Origin of the sequence: Dyella amyloliquefaciens (genome assembly GCF_004296575.1) — a bacterium.
Classification (GTDB): domain Bacteria; phylum Pseudomonadota; class Gammaproteobacteria; order Xanthomonadales; family Rhodanobacteraceae; genus Dyella; species Dyella amyloliquefaciens.
In genome coordinates this window covers 624292-641427 of record NZ_SAYT01000001.1, presented here as the reverse complement: position 1 = coordinate 641427, position 17136 = coordinate 624292, and the positions used below count along the sequence as shown (strand labels likewise).

The window sequence follows — 17136 nt, the reverse complement described above, 5'->3', positions numbered from 1 at the left end:
GGAGACACATGAAGAAGGAACTGGTGTCGTTCGAGGGGCTTCACTGCGCCAACTGCAGTACGCCCATGCAGGGCGAGTTCTGCCACGAATGCGGGCAATCGATCCATTCGGTGCTGCGGCCCATGCACCACATGGTCGAGGACACGCTCGACATGGTGCTGCACATCGACGGTCGCGTGGTGCACACGGTGCCGCCGCTGTTCTACCGGCCCGGCTTCCTCACCATGGAGTACTTCTCCGGGCGTCGGCAGCGCTATGTGGCGCCGTTCCGCCTGATGTTCGTGTTGTGCCTGCTGGCCTTCTTCGTTACCCGCATCGCCATCGACAACGTCGGTTTCACCGACACCAACCTCGAAGCCAGCGCCGGTACCGGTGACTTTGCCAAGGACACCACCCCCGACGCGGTGCGTGCCCACTTCGAGACGATGCGCAAGGACATCGACAAGGCGGCGGACAGCGCCGAGCACGGCAAGAAGACCATCCGCAAGCTGGTCAGCGTGGAACGCGACCACGCCAACCACCGCCTGGAGCAGCTGGGCGCCGCGCCGCTGCCTGTGCAGACCGAGGACGGCTGGGACTTCCACCAGAACAAGATCGAATCAAGCTGGCTGCCCGACAGCATGGTCCGGAGCCTCAACCGCTCGATTGAGCACATGGGCACCAACCTGCGGGGCGCGATGGTCGGCGGCGAGGAAGGCGCCGCTGCCCAGGAGCGGATCCTGGCGGGCATCTTCGGTGTACTGCCGCAGACCATGTTCGTGGTGATGCCACTGTTTGCCCTGCTGCTGAAGCTGATGTACGTGTTCAAGCGCCGCCTTTATATGGAGCACCTGATCGTGGCGCTGCACAGCCACGCCTTCATGTTCCTGGTCCTGTTCCTCGGCGTACTGGTCGGCGGCCTGCGTAGCTGGCTGGTGCCGCACGCCGCCTGGGTGAGCACGCCGCTGCTAGTGGTCATCTGGGCGCTGGGTATCTGGGTACCGATCTACCTGCTGATCATGCAGAAGCGGGTCTACCGCCAAGGCTGGTTCCTGACCACGGTGAAGTACCTGTTCATCGGCTGGTGCTACACGTGGCTGATCAGTTTTGCCCTGGGTTTTGCCGCCTTGCTGGGCCTCGCGCACTGACGCTGGCAGCGCGAATTTTTTGTGACACGGATCACATACAAACCGCGCAGGCAAGCCGGTTTCCAGCCACGTTTCCGCTACCCCGAAGGGGGTTTTGCACAGCGTCACGGGTCTGTCAAGGCAAGACCCGTGCCTATGGCAATTGTATGAACACTGGCTTTCTGCAAATTTTAAGTGGCTGATTTAAATACATATTTCAGCATGGTTAAAAGTTGCGCAGTACGTGCTCAAGGGCGTTTTCATGCGCCTGGGGGGCCTCCTTCAACGCACGATCCACAGACTTATCCACAGACGCTGTGGATAACCACAAAAGCCCCGTGCCAATAGTCACTTAGCCCCCTTTCCTAGATGACGGGGCAGCAAGCCCCCGCAACTCGGCGCCAACAGACCATTCGCCCGCGCATGCTCGCCTCGTCCCTCGGTGGCGGGCCGGTTACACTGCCCCGTCACGAGGTGTACATGCCCGCCGTCCTACGCGTCGCCCTCCCGGTTCCTCTACCGACCCTGTTCGACTACCTGCCTGCCTCCCTGGGCCGGGCGGACGTGGGCAGTCGGGTGCTGGTGCCGTTTGGCAAGGGCAAGGCGGTGGGCGTGGTGGTGGAGGCCGAGGTGGAGGCTGCCGTCGGCAGCACCCGCCTCAAGCGGGTGCTCAAGGTGCTGGATGACAGCCCGCTGCTCGACGCCGAACTGATGGCCACCCTTGCCCGCGCCGCCGACTACTGGCTAGGTGCACCTGGCGAGGCCTACGCCAACGCGCTGCCGCTCGCCCTGCGCGAGGATCGCCCGCTGCCCGACCTGCGCGAGGAGGCCTGGACGCTGACCGCCGCCGGTCGTAGCGCGCTCGACGCCGGCAGCCGACGGGGCGGCAGCCGGGCGCTGCTCGAGGCGCTGGCGCGCGGCCCGCTGACCGCCACCCTGCTGCATGAAGTGTTGCCCGGCTGGCGCGACGCCGCCCGGCGACTCGACGACGCCGGCCTGATCGAACGGACGGAACTTGCCGGAAGCGCGCCTGCGCCAGTCACCACGCCACCCGAGCTGACGACCGAGCAGCGCGAGGCCGTCGCCGCCATCGGTGAGTCGCTCGGCCACTTCCAGCCCTTCCTGCTGGACGGTGTCACCGGCAGCGGCAAGACCGAGGTCTACCTCGCCCTGATCGAACAGGTGATCGCCCAGGGCAAGCAGGCGCTGCTGCTGGTGCCCGAAATCGGACTCGCCCCGCAGACCGTGCGACGCGTGCGCGACCGCCTGGGCGTCGCGGTGGAAGTGCTGCATTCCAACCTTGCCGAAGGTGATCGCGCGCGTGCCTGGCTGCGCGCGCGATCCGGCGAGGCCAAGGTGATCCTGGGTACGCGCTCGGCCGTGTTCACCCCGCTGCCGCATGCCGGCCTGATCGTGATCGACGAGGAGCACGACAGCGCCTACAAGCAGCAGGAAGGCTTCCGTTATCACGCCCGCGACCTCGCGCTGCTACGTGCGCGCGCTTTAAAGGTGCCGGTGGTACTGGGGTCGGCCACGCCGTCACTGGAGACACTGGCCAACGTGCAGGCCGGCCGCTATCGCTCCCTGCGCCTGCGTGCGCGCCCCGGCGCGATCCGTCCGCCGCAGGTGCAGATCGTGGACATGCGTGCGCAGCGACTGGAGCACGGCCTGTCTCCCGCCCTGCTGGCCGCCGTCGCCGATACCGTGGCGCGCGGCGAACAGGCGCTGGTGTTCCGCAACCGCCGGGGCTACGCGCCGGTACTGCTCTGCCATGCCTGCGGCTGGCACGCCGAGTGCCCGCGCTGCGAACATCCGATGACGCTGCATGCGGGACGCCGCCAGCTCATCTGCCATCACTGCGACTACACCGCGCGCCTTCCCGCCCAGTGCCCGGCGTGCGGCGCGCCCGACCTCAAGCCGCAAGGCCAGGGCACGGAACGGTTGGAAGAAGCGCTTACCGCGCAGTTCCCCGAGGTGCCGGTGATGCGCATCGACCGCGAAACCACGCGTCGTCGCGATGCCTTCGAGCAACTGCTGGAAAGCCTGCACGAGGATCGCCCGGCCATCCTGGTCGGCACGCAGATGCTGGCCAAGGGACACGACCTGCCCAACCTCACCCTGGTCGCCATCGTGGGCGTGGACGAAGGCCTGCATAGCGTCGATTTCCGCGCCAGCGAGCGCCTGTCCCAGCTGGTGGTGCAGGTCGCCGGTCGCGCCGGTCGCGCGCGCAAGCCCGGACGAGTCCTGTTGCAGACGCATCATCCCGAGCATCCACTGCTGCGCCAGCTGCTTGCGCAAGGCTATGCCGCCGCTGCAGCCACCCTGCTGGAAGAGCGCCGCAGCGTGCAGTTGCCGCCTTACGGACACCAGGTCCTGCTGCGCGCCGAAGCACACCAACGCGAGCACGTCGATGCCTTTCTTGCCGATGCGGCCAACGCGCTGGCCGGCGCCCCGCTGCAACTGGCCGGCCCCATGCCCGCGCCGATGCCGCTGCGCGCGGGCCGCCATCGTGGCCAACTGCTGATCGAGGCAGAAACGCGCAGCGCGCTGCACACCGCCTTGCGTCCCTGGTACCGCATGCTGTCGACGCTACCCTCCTCGCGTCGCGTGCGCTGGTCGCTCGACGTCGACCCCATCGATCTCTACTGACGGGGCCACGATGCGACCTCCCATGATTCCCGACATCACACGAGGCATCCCATGGAAGGCAACGCATCCTCCCCCGATCCGCGTCCTCACGTCGTCATCCTCGGCGGCGGCTTCGGTGGCCTGGCCGTGGCACGTGGGCTGGCCGATACCAAGGCCCGCATCACCCTGATCGACCGGCGCAACCATCATCTGTTCCAGCCGCTGCTCTACCAGGTCGCCACGGCGGGGCTTTCCGCGCCGTCCATCGCCGCGCCACTGCGGCAGATCCTGCGAGGTCAGGCCAACGTCACCGTGTTGATGGACGAAGCGCTGGATGTCGATCTCGCGCAGCGACGCGTGACGCTCGGCCACGGCTCGCTCGACTATGACGCACTGGTCGTCGCCACTGGCGCTACGCACGCCTATTTCGGACACGACGACTGGGAGCGCCATGCTCCCGGCCTGAAGACACTGGATGACGCCTTCACCATCCGTCGCCGCGTGCTGCTCGCCTTTGAACGCGCCGAACGCGAGGACGATCCGGCGCAGCGACGAGCCTGGCTCAACTTCGTAGTGGTCGGCGGCGGTGCGACCGGCGTGGAACTGGCCGGCACGCTGGCCGAGATCGCGCGGCACACCCTGCCCCGCGAGTTCCGCCGCGCAGATCCGCGCCACGCCAACGTGCTGCTGGTGGAAGCCGGTCCGCGCCTGTTGCCTGCCTTCGCGCCCGAGCTCTCGGACAAGGCGCAACGTCAGCTGGAGAAGCTCGGCGTGGAAGTACGACTGGGCACCGCGGTCACCCGCATCGACGACCAGGGCGTGGTGCTGGGCGACCTGCCTCACGCGGCGCGCACCGTGCTGTGGGCCGCCGGCGTGGCCGCCTCATCATTGGGCCGCCGCCTCGGTGCACCGCTGGATCGCGCCGGGCGCGTGCTGGTCGAGCCAGACCTCAGCGTGCCCGGCCATCCGGAGGTCTTTGTGATCGGCGATCTCGCCAGCGTCACCCAGCCCAACGGCAAGCCGGTGCCCGGCGTGGCTCCGGCGGCCAAGCAGATGGGCCGCTACGTGGCCGCGACGCTCAAGGCACGTTGGCAGGGAAAGCCGGTCCAGCCGTTCCGCTACCGCGACGACGGCTCACTGGCCACCATCGGGCGCATGGCTGCCGTAGCCCAGTTTGGCCGTCTGAAACTCTCCGGCCTGCTCGCCTGGTGGGTGTGGCTGATCGCGCACATCGCCTTCCTGATCGGCTTCCGCAACCGCCTCGTGGTGATGCTGGACTGGGCCTGGGCGTACTGGACCTACCAGCGCCACGCCCGCATCGTCACGGGCACCGATGAGACGCCGACTTTGCCCCGGGACGCCTAGCCATGGACAATGACGGCCTTCTCCTGCCGGACCACGCCGTGTCTTCCCAACTCGAACAGCTGCGCCAGTACACCACCGTCGTCGCCGATACCGGTGACATCGAAGCCATCGCCCGCTACCAGCCGGTAGACGCCACCACCAATCCCTCGCTGCTGCTGAAGGCGACGGAATCGGCGGCGTACGCGCCGTTGATCGACGAATCGGTGCAGCGTGCGAAGTCCGAAAGCAATTCGCGCGAACAGCAGCTGATCGACGCCGGCGACCACCTCGCCGTCGCCGTGGGCCGCAAGATCGTCGAACTGGTGCCGGGCCGCGTGTCCACCGAAGTCGATGCTCGCCTGTCCTTCGACACCGACGCCACCATCGCCAAGGCCGAGCGCCTCATCGGGCTGTATGAAGAAGCGGGCGTGAAGCGCGACCGCATCCTCATCAAGATGGCCTCCACCTGGGAAGGCATCCGCGCCGCCGAGAAGCTCGAGAAGCGCGGCATCAACTGCAACCTCACCCTGCTGTTCTCGTTCGAGCAGGCGGTGGCCTGCGCCGAAGCCGGCGTATTCCTGATCTCGCCGTTCGTCGGCCGCATCATGGACTGGTACGTCGCCAACACCGACACCAAGACCTACGCGCCGGAAGAAGACCCGGGCGTGAAGTCGGTGCGCCGCATCTACGCCTGGTACAAGAAGCACGGCTTCGACACCGTGGTGATGGGCGCGAGCTTCCGCAACATCGGCCAGATCCAGGCCCTCGCCGGCTGCGACCGCCTCACCATCAGCCCCGACCTGCTCGACAAGCTGCAGCAGGACCAGTCGCCGCTGCCGCGCGCACTGAACGACGACGGCACGCGCGAGGCGAAGGTCGCCCCGATGACCGAAGCCGCCTTCCGCTGGGGCCACAACGAAGACGCCATGGCCACCGACAAGCTCGCCGACGGCATCCGCAAGTTCGCCGTCGATCAGCGCAAACTGGAAGTGCTGCTGGCGAAGAAGCTGTAAGGGTTTCGCCAGGCGCAATGAAAAACGCCCCGATGATCGGGGCGTTTTTCTTGGCGAGTCGGGCGTTGCTTCCCATGTAGGAGCGCACCCAGTGCGCGAAAAGCCTACGGGGCGGTGATGCCGGGACGTTGCGGTCGCGCACTGGGTGCGCTCCTACAACAAGACGCAGAAGGAACTACTTCTTCGCCTGCGCCTTCGCATCCTTCGCCAACACCTCCGGCGAAATCTCCCCGCTATCCCATCCACCCCCCAGCGCCCGCACCAGCCCCACGCTCGCGCGCAGCTGGTTCGTCTGCAATCCCAGCAATGCGAGATGCGCGTCGAGCGACGCGACCTGCGCCGTCACCACGTCGAGATAGCTGTTGGCGCCCTGCTTGTACAAGGCCATCGACAGGTTGAGTGTGTGATCCGCTGCCTTGGTGGCGTCATCCTGGTCCACCAGCGCATTGCCGTAGTTGTTGAGCAACGACTGGTTGTCTTCCACCTGCTGGAATGCCGTGAGCACCGTGCTGCGGTAGTGCGCACTGGCTTCATCAAAGGCTGCGTGCGCGGCATCCACCTGCGCGCGGCGGCGACCGCCGTCGAAGATGTCCATCAGCAGGGTCGGACCCAGGGCCCACACCTGGCTCGGCGCGGTCAGCAGGTTGCCCCAGGCACCGCTGCTGAACCCACCTGCGGCGTTGAGTGTCAGCGACGGGAAGAAGGCGGAACGGGCGACGCCGATCTGCGCATTCGCCTCGGCCGTCCGTCGCTCGGCGGCAGCAATGTCCGGACGACGTTGCAGAAGCGTGGATGGCAGGCCCACCGGGATCACGGGCAAGGCCGGCAAATCCGTCTTCGCCTCGAGCGTGAAGCTCGAGGCCGGCTGGCCTACCAGTACGGCAATGGCATGCAGCAACAGGTCGCGTTGCGCCTTGGTCTGCGACAGCTGCGAGCGCGTGGACGACAACTGCGTCTGCGCGCGATTCACATCCAGTCCGGACACCGCGCCGCCAGCCTGCAGCGTACGGGTGAGCTGCAACGCACGCTGATACGCATCCACACTCTTCTGCAGCAGATCGATCTGGCGATCCAGGCCGACCAGTACGAGATAGCTGTCGGCGAGCTGCGCTTCCAGGCTCAGGCGCACCGAAGCGAGATCGGCAGCCGATGCCTGCATCGAGGCGCGACCGGCGGCGACGTTGTCGTGTACACGTCCCCACAGGTCGACCTCGTAGGTCGCCTGTCCGGTCAGCGAGTAAGTGTCGTACCAGGTCGGCGATGTCGGCCCGCGCAACGCGGCATTGTCGGACTGGCGCGTACGGATCGCCCCTGCCCCTGCAGACACCTGCGGGAACAGGTCGGCGCGCACCTGCTGCAGGAAGTCGCGCGACTGTTGGTAGCTCGCCAGCGCCGCGGAAAGGTCCGCGTTGTGCGCCAGCAGCTGGCCTTCCAGATCGTCGAGGCGCGCATCGCCATACAACTTCCACCAGCCTTCGCGAGGCAGCTGGTCGGCGGGCGCGGCAGCGGTCCATGGACCGGCCGGTTGGTAGTGATCGGCCACCGGCGCTTCCGGCGCCTTGTAGGTGGGCGCCATCGAGCACGCGCCGAGCGCGAGCGTGGCAGCGACCGTCAGCGCTAGGGATTTAGGCTTTTTCATGAGGCTTCGCCGCCTGCGGGTTCTTGGCGATGCGCACCGGGTCACCATCGACGAGGCCATCCGGCGGATTGCTGATGACGCGGTCGCCCGGCTCCAGGCCCGAGCCCAGCTCCACCGACTTGCCGTAGTCGCGACGGATGGTCACGGTCTTGAACTTCACCTGGTCGTTCGCATCCAGCGTCGCCACACGCAGGCCCTTGTCGTCGAAGATCAGCGCTTCGGCGGGGACGCGCACACCGAGCGCGGCAGAGGCGAGATTGAAGCTGATGCTTGCGTAGCTGCTGGGCAGCAGCTTGCCATCGGGGTTGTCCACCTGCAGCTGCACCAGCGTGGTGCCCGAGGTGGGCGAGATCGCGCGCGCGTCAGCCTCGACCTTCGCGGTGAAGGTCTTGCCCGGATATTCCGGTACGGTGAGCGTCGCCTCATCACCGCGATGGATGCTGGGTGCATACACCTGGGGCACGCGCACATACACGCGCAACTTGCTGGTGTCAGACACCTGGAACAGCGGCGTACCACCCGCGCTGTCGGCAGTGACCAGCGCACCCACGTCGGTATTGCGCGCCGTCACGCGGCCGTCGAACGGCGCGACGATGCGCGCGTACGATTTCAGCGCCTTCAACCGGTCGAGGTTGGCCTGCGCTGCATTGGCCTGCGCCTGCTTGGCGGCATAGTCGCCGTTGTACTGGTCCACCGACTGCTGCGACACGGAATCGGGATCGGTCTGGTGCAGCACCTGCCAACGCTTGGCGGTGGTCGCCGCCAGCGCGGCGTTCGCCTTGGCGCTGGCGAGGTCGGCCTGTGCCTGCAGCAACTGCTGGTCGAGATCGGGTGTGTCGATCTCGCCAAGGACGTCGCCCGCCTTCACCGTCGCGCCGATGTCCTTGTTCCAGGACTTCAGATAACCACTGGTGCGCGCATAGATGGGCGCGTTCGTAAAGGCGTCCATCTGCGCAGGCAACTCCAGCGGCGACTTGCCGTTGCCCGCCTCGGGCGTGGTGACGACGACGGTAGGAATGGCCTGCTCGTCGGTCCACTGGTGCAGGCTGCGCGCATCGGAGATGCGCACCGCCACGCCGACCACGACGATCGAGCCGAAGATGACCGCTCCGATCAGTGCAGCCAGGCGCAGGCGACGCGGCGAGGGCGTCGACTCGGGAAGCGAAGTGAGGTGCTCAGACATGGACAGGTTCTCCGGCAACAGGGGCCGAATCGGAGGCGCGACCGCGTCGCGCATGCACGATGGAAAAGACGACGGGGACGAAGATCAGGGTGGCGGTGGTGGCGAACAGCAGGCCACCGATCACGGCGCGGCCGAGCGGCGCGTTCTGCTCGCCGCCATCGCCCAGGCCAAGCGCCATCGGCACCATGCCGATGATCATGGCCAGCGCGGTCATCAGCACGGGGCGGAAGCGCACGAAGCCAGCCTCGCGCGCCGCCAGGGTGGCGTCGCCATGGAAGGCCAGGCGCTCGCGGCAGAAGCTCACCACCAGCACCGAGTTGGCAGTCGCCACGCCCATGCACATGATCGCGCCGGTCAAAGCGGGCACCGACAACGTGGTCCGCGTGACGAATAGCATCCACACGATACCGGCCAGTGCGGCAGGCAGCGCGGTGATGATCACGAACGGATCGGTCCACGACTGGAAGTTCACAACGATCAGCAGGTAGACCAGCACACCCGAGCCCAGCAGGCCGAGCAGCAGGCCCGAGTACGAGTCGTTCATGGTCTGCACCTGGCCGAGCAGCGCGATGTTGGCGCCCTTGGGCTTGGACTTCGCCGTGTCTTTCAGGATCTGCTGGATATCGCCCGCAACGGCGCCGAGGTCCCGTCCCTGCGTGGTGGCAAAGATCTCCACCAGCGACTGGATGTTGTACTGGCTCACGACCATGTTGCTGTGCGTACGCGACACGTCGGCCAGCGCGCCGAGCACCTGCGGATTGCCGCCGCTCTTGGCCGTGATCGGCAGGTTCGCCAGCGATGCCAGCGAGTCCAGCCGGTACTGCGGCACCTGCGCCGAGATCGGATAAGTGACGTTGTTATCGGGGTTGAGCCAGAACGTCGGCGATACCTGCGAGGTACCCGAAAGATCGGCCAAAAGGCTGCTGGTGACGTCCTGCTCGGTCAGGCCCAACAGCCCGGCTCGCGTGCGATCCACGTCGACGCGGAACGCGGGCGTCGCCTGCGACTGCTGGATGCGCGCATCCACCACGCCGGGAATCTTGCGGATGCGGTTGAGCAGCAGGTTGGCGTACTCGAAGTTCTGGTCGAGGTGGAATCCACGGATCTGCAGATCGATCGGCGCCGGCGAGCCGAAGTTGAGAATCTGGCTCACGATGTCCGCCGGCGGGAACGAGAACGTCGTACCCGGAAACAGGCGCGGCAGCTTCTCGCGCAGAACCTTCACGTACTCGGCGCTCGGGCGATGGCCTTCCTTCAGCGAGATCTGGATGTCTCCATCCTGTTCGCCGATCTGGCCGGTGTTGTTGTAGATGGTATTGATCGAACTGGCGTACTGGCCGATGTTGTCGACCATCGCTTCCAGTTCGTTCGGCGGGATCACCTGGCGAATGGCTTTCTGGATGTCAGCGAACTCGGCCGCCGTCACTTCCACACGCGACCCCACCGGCACGCGAGCGTGCACCAGGATCTGGCCGCCATCCACGTCCGGGAAGAAGTTGCTGCCCAGCCCCGGCAACAGCAGGAATGACAGCAGCACGAAGCCGAGGAAGCCCGTCACAAACACCTTGCGGTGCTGCAGCGCTAGGTTGAGCATGCCGCTGTAGCCTGCGCGGAAGACCTCGAAGCGATCCACGAAACCACGCTGGAAGCGACCCAGGGCCGACTTCGGCGGCGGCAACGGCAGGTGCTGACCGTGCTCGTCCACCGTCGGCGGGTGCTCGTGCAGCAGGTACTTCGCCATCGTCAGCACCAGTGTGCGCGACAGGATGAACGAAAAGATCATCGCGAAGATCACCGCCTCGGCCATCGGCACGAACAGGTAACGCGCAACACCCGGCAGGAAGAACATCGGCACGAATACGATGCAGATGCACAGCAGGGAGACGAAGGCCGGCACGATGATCTGCGACGAACCGTCGACGATCGCCGTGATCACGTCCTTGCCTTGCTCCAGATGCCAGTTGATGTTTTCGATGGTCACCGTGGCTTCGTCCACGAGGATGCCCACCGCCAGCGCCAGGCCACCCAGCGTCATGATGTTGAGCGTCTGGCCGATGGCCGACAGGGTGAACACCGAGCCGAGCACGGCGAGCGGGATCGAGGTCGCGATGATCAGCGTCGAGCGCCAGCTGCCCAGGAACAGCAGGATCATCAGGCTGGTCAGCGCCGCGGCGATCACGCCTTCGCGGATCACGCCATTGATCGAGGCGCGCACGAATATCGACTGGTCGCCGATCGGCGTGATGGTGAGGTTGTCAGGCAGCGCGTCCTTCATGTTGGCCACGCGATCGCGCACACCGGCCACGATGGCGAGCGTGGAAGTCGAGCCGTTCTTCAGAACCGACAGCAGCGTGGAGCGCACGCCGTCGACGTGGACGATGTTGGTCTGCGGAGGTGCGCCGTCGCGAACATGGGCCACGTCGCGGATGTAGATGGTCGCGCCGTTGACGTTCTTGATCGGCAGGTTTTCCAGCTCCGCCACGCGCTCGGCTGCATTGTTCAACAGCATCACATATTCGTAGCGACCGATCTTCTGCGTGCCAATCGGACTGATCTGCTGCTGCGCGGCCAGGGCGTTGGCCACGTCCTGCGTCGAGAGTCCGCGCGCCTGCAGCGCAGCGGGATCGACGTCGAGCTGGATCTGGCGAGTCTTGCCGCCGAACGGATAGGGAATCGCCGCGCCGGGCACCGTCACCAGCTGCGGACGCAACAGGTTGAGACCAAGATCACCGAGCTGCTGCTCGCTCAGGCCCTTGCCCGACAACGCGAGCTGCAGGATCGGCACGGTGGAGGCGTTGTAGTTGACGATCAGCGGTGGCGTGGCACCGGGCGGCATCTGCTTGAGCAGCGTCTGCGCGACGGCGGTCACCTGCGCGTTCGCCGTTGCGATGTTCACACCGGGCTGGAAGTAGATCTTGGTGATGCCCATGCCGTTGAGCGATTCCGACTCGATGTGCTCGATGTCGTTCACCGTGGTGGTAAGCACGCGCTCGAACGGCGTATTCATGCGGCCCGCCATCTGGTCGGGCGTCATGCCGGTAAACGTCCACGACACCGCGATCACCGGAATGTCGATGTCCGGGAAGATATCGGTCGGCGTGCGTATCGCCGCCATGGCGCCGAAGATGAAAATGGTCAGCGCGAGAACAACAAAGGTGTAGGGCCGCGTGAGCGCGATCCGGACGATGCCAAGCATGCGGGGGACTTCCGTGCGCGAATGATGCGTCGCGGCAAATTTTCGCACGCACGTCATGCGCCCGGATCATCCGGGCGCATGAAGATAATTTCATGTTGCCTGCAACGGCTCGGTCACACGACCGCTGGCGTGACTTCCGGCACGGATCGCGACAGGCACGTACCAGGCATTTCGCCGGGTGCCAGTGGATAGCAGTACAGCGTGAGACGCGCGCCGCTGCTGGCGTCGCCGATATCCAACGCATAACCGTGCAGGCGCACGATCGCGCTCACGATGCTCAGGCCCAGCCCGGAGCCGGCCGTGGTGCGGCTGTTGTCGCCGCGATAGAAGCGGCGGGTCACCGCGTCGCGCTCGTCGGCGGGAATGCCCGGGCCGCTGTCGATGATGTCCACGCGCGGGCCGCGCTTGTCCATGCTTGCCCGCAGACTTACCCGGCCGCCCGCCGGCGTGAACTTGATGGCGTTGCCGACCAGATTGGCCAGCGCTTCGAACAGCAGATGCGCATCCGCACGAATCGGCGTCAGCGCCTGGATCTCCAGCTCGAACGGCTGCCCGCGATCCTCGGCTACCGGCGCGTAGAACTCATGCACCTGCCGCAGGACCTGCCCGACATCCACTTCGTCGAAACAGGCGGCGCGATTGCGATCCTCCAGCTCGGACACGCGCAACAACGCGCGGAACCGCGTCAGCACCGCATCGATATCGACCATGCACGCCTCGACCAGCGGCGCTTCGGGCTGGCCTTCCAGTTGCTGCTGGGTGCGATACAGCCGAGCGCGCAGGCGCGTGAGCGGCGTGCGCAGGTCATGCGCGATGTTGTCGCACACGCCCTTCACCTCGTTCATCAGGCGCTCGATCTCGCTCAGCATCGTGTTCACGATGCCGGCGAGCTGATCCACTTCATCGCCACGCCGGCTCACCGGCAGGCGCTTGGACAGATCGCCCTGGCGAATCGGATCGGTGGCCTCCTGCAGGGCACGGATGCGCTTCTCCGGTCCACGCCGCAGCAGGAAACCGCCCAGCAGGCCAGGAATGATGGTCAGCGATACGCCCCACAGCAGCGCACGGCGGATGATCGCGCCGATGCCGTCGATGGTGCTGGTGTCTTTCGCGATCACCAGGATGTCGCCATTGGGCAGCTCCGACGCCAGGCCACGGGCACGCACGCGCTCGGCATCGCGATCGGGTCGCGGCAGTCCGTGCGCCAGCTGATGCACCTGCCCATCGCGCGGCAACGCGCGTGGCAGGTTGTCGATGTTGCCGGCCAGCGGGCGATGCTCGTGGTCGAAGAGGCCCACCGACATGATGCCGTGCGGGTCGATCTTGCTTGCCGCATCCACCGTGGCCGGCAGGCGGTCGGATTCGGTCGACCCGATGTAGTGCATGCGCTGCAGCAGCATCTGGTCGATCACGTTGTTGAGATAGCGCGTGGTTTCCCACTGGATCACGCCGACCAGTACGAAGCCCCATAGCGCGAACAGCGCGCCATAGATCAGGATCAGGCGCGAAGTGGCCGAATGCCAGGCGTTGGGCCGCGCGTTCATGGCGTCACCGCTGCGGTTTCCTGCGCGGTCGCCAGCATGTAGCCGGTGCCGCGCACGGTGTGGATGAGCGGCGGTTGTGCCGCCGAGTCGATCTTGCGGCGCAAGCGCCCGATGTGCACGTCGATCACGTTGGTGCCGGGGTCGAAGTGAAAGCCCCACACCGTTTCGAAGATCATCGTGCGCGTAACCACCTGGCCGGAGTTGCGCATCAGGAACTCCAGCAGACGGTATTCGGTGGGCAGCAGCGTGAGCGGCTGGCCGTCGCGGTAGGCGACATGACTCACCAGGTCCAGCTCGAGGTTTGCCACGCGCAGGCGCTGCACGGCAGTCTGCGGCTGGCGCCGGCGCAGCAGTACCTCGGCGCGCGCGGCCATCTCGTCGGGGGCGAACGGTTTGGTGAGGTAGTCGTCGCCGCCGGCGCGCAGGCCGCGCACGCGTTCGTCGACGTCGCTCAGCGCGCTGATCATCAGCACCGGGGTATCGACCTGCGCACGGCGCAATTCGGCCACTACGTCGATGCCGTCCATGCCGGGCAGCATGCGATCGAGGGTAATGAGGTCGTAGTCGCCCAGGCGCGCCCGCTCCAGCCCTTCGCGCCCGTTGGCCACCCACTCGGTGGCCATGCCGTGCACGCTGAGCTCGGCGACGATTTCTCGCGCCGTGGTTTCGTCGTCTTCGATGACCAGCACTCGGGGCATGGCGGGAAGGTCGGGCAATTCCAATCCAGGGGATACGGAGCGTTCCCTGTCTCCGCAAAAGCCAACGGCCCCGAGCGGGGCCGTTGGCATGTTACGCCGTTCGATGGAATTACGCGGCAAAGAGCCCGCGCATCTTCTTCATGGCGTTGGCCTCGACCTGACGGATGCGTTCGGCGGAAACGCCGTACTCATCGGCCAGATCCTGCAGCGTGGCCTTCTCTTCGTTCAACCAGCGGCGCTGGATGATGTCGCGCGAACGCTCGTCCAGATTCTGCAGCGCGGCCGACAACGTGTTGAGCTGGTTGTCCACCTGGTCGGCGTCGGCCACGTTCTCGTACGGGTCCGCGCCCTCGTCGATCAGGAACGCTTCCGGTGCCGGCTTGGCATCTTCCTCGGCATCCGCCGGGGCTTCGAAACCGATGTCACGGCCCGACAGGCGCGATTCCATCTCGCGCACGGTCGCTTCGGGCACGCCCAGATCCTTGGCCACGGTGCGCACTTCCTCGGCATTCATCCAACCCAGGCGCTTCTTGCTCTTGCGCAGGTTGAAGAACAGCTTGCGCTGCGCCTTGGTGGTGGCGACCTTCACGATGCGCCAGTTGCGCAGGATGAACTCGTGCATCTCGGCGCGGATCCAGTGCACCGCGAAGCTGACGAGGCGCACGCCCTGATCCGGGTCGAAGCGCTTCACGGCCTTCATCAGGCCGATGTTGCCTTCCTGAATAAGGTCGGACAGCTGCAGGCCGTAGCCGCTATAGCCGCGGGCGACGTGCACCACGAAACGAAGGTGGGACATCACCAGCTTGCGAGCCGACTCCAGGTCGGCTTCTTCGTTGTAATGGCGCGACAGCGCCTGCTCTTCATCCTGGCTGAGCACCGGAATCCGATGGACCGCCGAGATATAGGCATCCAGACTGCCGACGACACTCGGCACCGGAAGGTTGGCGGTCACCAAAGCTTGAGACATGGGTGGAACCTCCTGAATAGGGGATCAGCTTAGCACTCGGATAGGGAGAGTGCTAAAGGCCCCGAAAGGTTCCGGGACCTTTGATGAACTGAATAGTACAGGAATTTGGGACGCTCGTCCAGTGGGGCATCCCAGGGGAGGTGCCACTATGCCGACCGAACGGTTCAGGAGGGGTGAAAGGCCCGTTCAGCCAAGTGCGGCGCGGGGCGGCAACGACCAGTCGATGGGGGCCACGCCCCGGCTTTCCAGATAATGGTTGGCCGCCGAGAAGTGCCCACACCCCAGGAAGCCCCGGTGCGCTGACAAAGGAGATGGGTGCACCGACTTCAGAATGCAATGGCGGCGGGAGTCGATCAGCTGGCCCTTCCGCTGCGCGTAGGAACCCCAGAGCATGAAGACCAGCCCTTCCCGCTCCCGGTTGAGGGCGTCGATGGCGGCATCGGTGAAGCCTTCCCAGCCCTTGCCCTGGTGGGAGGCGGCCAGCCCTTGCTGCACGGTCAGTACCGCGTTGAGCAGCAGCACGCCACGGTCGGCCCAGGGCGTGAGGCAGCCGTGATCCGGCCGCGCGATGCCCAGGTCGCGCTGGATTTCCTTGAAGATGTTCTGCAGCGAGGGCGGCGGCGGCACGCCGGGGCGCACCGAGAAGCACAGGCCATGGGCCTGGTCCGGGCCGTGGTACGGATCCTGGCCCAGGATCACCACCCGCACGGCATCGAACGGGGTGTGGTCGAAGGCCGCGAAGATTTCCGGGCCGGGCGGGTAAACCACCTTGCCCGCCTGCTTCTCCGAACGGATGAAGGTCGCCAGCGCCTGCATGTCCGGCCGGCCGAGGTAGTCGCCGATCCTTTCCTTCCAGGACGGCTCCAGCTTCACGCGGTCCTCGGTCATGCCGCCTCGTCGTGTTCGCGCATGTGCTGCGAAACGCGCAACTGGAACAGCAGCTTGGTGATCAGCAGCTTTTCCTCGATGGGCTTCTCGACCAGGTCGTTGGCGCCGGTGCGCAGCAAGGCCGCCTGATTCACCGGGTTCTCGTCGCCGGTCATCACCAGCACGGGCAGGCGTCCCTTGCCATAGCCGTATTCGCGACGGATGCGCTCGAGCAGGTCGCCGCCGGTGAGTTCGCCCTTGAGGCTGACGTCGGTAAGCACGATGTCGGCGCCCACCTTGCCCTGCTCGCGCGCGGTCTCCAGCAGCGCGAGTGCATCTTCGGCGCTGATGACGTGGCGCACGGTCAAACCATGCTTTTCCAGGATGCGGCGGGTGGCCAGCGCCACCACGCGGCTGTCTTCCACGTACAGCACTTCGCCCTCGGCCGATTCGGCCGGGCGTACGTAGCCACGGATGAATTCCGCCAGGGCCTGGAAACCCAGCGATTTGTCGAAATAGTCGGTGACGTGTTCGCCCAGCGTGCGGTTGTGCAGGCGGTCATCGACGTCGCCGGACACCGCCACGATGGGGACATACGCCTGCGCGGCCGACTCGCGCACATGGCGAGCCAGCTCGAGTCCATCCACGTCGGGCAGGCGCAATGCCACGGTGATGAAGTCGAACGCGCCGCCTTCGAGCAGCTCCTTCGCTTCCGCACCCGTGCCTGCGCCGACGACCTCGGATTCCGGCAGTTCGGCCTTCAGCACGCGGGCAATGAGCTGGCGCACCACCTTGGAGCCGTCCACTACCAGCACCCTTGGCGCCGTTCCCACCACTCGACTGCTGAAACTCGTGCTCATCCCCTGTCATCCACGTATTGGCTGGGATTCCCTACCAGCGAACTATGGGTGCATCCCTCCGGCACCGCGCCCCCTAACCAGTATCTTGCAC

At 66.0% G+C, this 17136-nt stretch carries 12 protein-coding genes; 4 read left to right on the top strand and 8 right to left on the bottom strand.

The window, feature by feature from the left end; all coding sequences use genetic code 11:
* Positions 1 to 8 precede the first annotated feature (8 nt).
* The 4 genes from EPB08_RS02580 to tal all read left to right on the top strand — a co-directional run bounded on the left by EPB08_RS02580 (position 9) and on the right by tal (position 6091).
* Positions 9 to 1127 carry a DUF3667 domain-containing protein gene (locus EPB08_RS02580; protein WP_130617487.1) on the top strand — a complete coding sequence of 373 codons (1119 nt, stop codon included), beginning with the start codon at positions 9 to 11 and terminating at the stop codon, positions 1125 to 1127.
* A 459-nt stretch (positions 1128 to 1586) separates the two neighbouring features.
* Positions 1587 to 3755: a primosomal protein N' gene (locus tag EPB08_RS02575; RefSeq protein WP_130617486.1), complete on the top strand. Its 2169-nt coding sequence runs from the start codon at positions 1587 to 1589 to the stop codon at positions 3753 to 3755.
* Positions 3756 to 3806: 51 nt separating this feature from the next.
* Complete coding sequence (locus EPB08_RS02570) at positions 3807 to 5099, top strand: NAD(P)/FAD-dependent oxidoreductase (RefSeq protein ID WP_130617485.1); 1293 nt, start codon at positions 3807 to 3809, stop codon at positions 5097 to 5099.
* Between the two features lie 2 nt (positions 5100 to 5101).
* Entirely contained in the window at positions 5102 to 6091 is a 990-nt protein-coding gene (tal, locus tag EPB08_RS02565) for a transaldolase (protein WP_425598236.1), read from the top strand.
* A 175-nt stretch (positions 6092 to 6266) separates the two neighbouring features.
* Here the strand turns inward: tal and EPB08_RS02560 are convergent, their stop codons facing one another.
* The 8 genes from EPB08_RS02560 to EPB08_RS02525 all read right to left on the bottom strand — a co-directional run bounded on the left by EPB08_RS02560 (position 6267) and on the right by EPB08_RS02525 (position 17045).
* Entirely contained in the window at positions 6267 to 7730 is a 1464-nt protein-coding gene (locus tag EPB08_RS02560) for an efflux transporter outer membrane subunit (RefSeq protein ID WP_130617483.1), read from the bottom strand.
* Positions 7717 to 8913 carry an efflux RND transporter periplasmic adaptor subunit gene (locus tag EPB08_RS02555; protein WP_130617482.1) on the bottom strand — a complete coding sequence of 399 codons (1197 nt, stop codon included), beginning with the start codon at positions 8911 to 8913 and terminating at the stop codon, positions 7717 to 7719. The genes EPB08_RS02560 and EPB08_RS02555 overlap by 14 nt, the downstream gene beginning before the upstream one ends.
* Complete coding sequence (locus EPB08_RS02550) at positions 8906 to 12109, bottom strand: efflux RND transporter permease subunit (protein ID WP_130617481.1); 3204 nt, start codon at positions 12107 to 12109, stop codon at positions 8906 to 8908. The genes EPB08_RS02555 and EPB08_RS02550 overlap by 8 nt, the downstream gene beginning before the upstream one ends.
* Positions 12110 to 12222: 113 nt before the next feature.
* Positions 12223 to 13653, bottom strand: coding sequence for a sensor histidine kinase (locus tag EPB08_RS02545; RefSeq protein WP_130617480.1), 1431 nt, complete (start codon positions 13651 to 13653; stop codon positions 12223 to 12225).
* On the bottom strand, positions 13650 to 14351 hold the full coding sequence (locus EPB08_RS02540; protein WP_130617878.1) for a response regulator transcription factor: 702 nt from the start codon (positions 14349 to 14351) through the stop codon (positions 13650 to 13652). The genes EPB08_RS02545 and EPB08_RS02540 overlap by 4 nt, the downstream gene beginning before the upstream one ends.
* 109 nt (positions 14352 to 14460) lie before the next feature.
* On the bottom strand, positions 14461 to 15318 hold the full coding sequence (gene rpoH / locus EPB08_RS02535) for an RNA polymerase sigma factor RpoH (protein ID WP_130617479.1): 858 nt from the start codon (positions 15316 to 15318) through the stop codon (positions 14461 to 14463).
* Between the two features lie 186 nt (positions 15319 to 15504).
* Positions 15505 to 16206: a uracil-DNA glycosylase gene (gene ung / locus EPB08_RS02530; protein ID WP_130617478.1), complete on the bottom strand. Its 702-nt coding sequence runs from the start codon at positions 16204 to 16206 to the stop codon at positions 15505 to 15507.
* A complete protein-coding gene (locus EPB08_RS02525; RefSeq protein ID WP_130617477.1) occupies positions 16203 to 17045 on the bottom strand; it encodes a response regulator in 843 nt (280 codons plus the stop codon). The genes ung and EPB08_RS02525 overlap by 4 nt, the downstream gene beginning before the upstream one ends.
* Between the last annotated feature and the right edge of the window lie 91 nt (positions 17046 to 17136).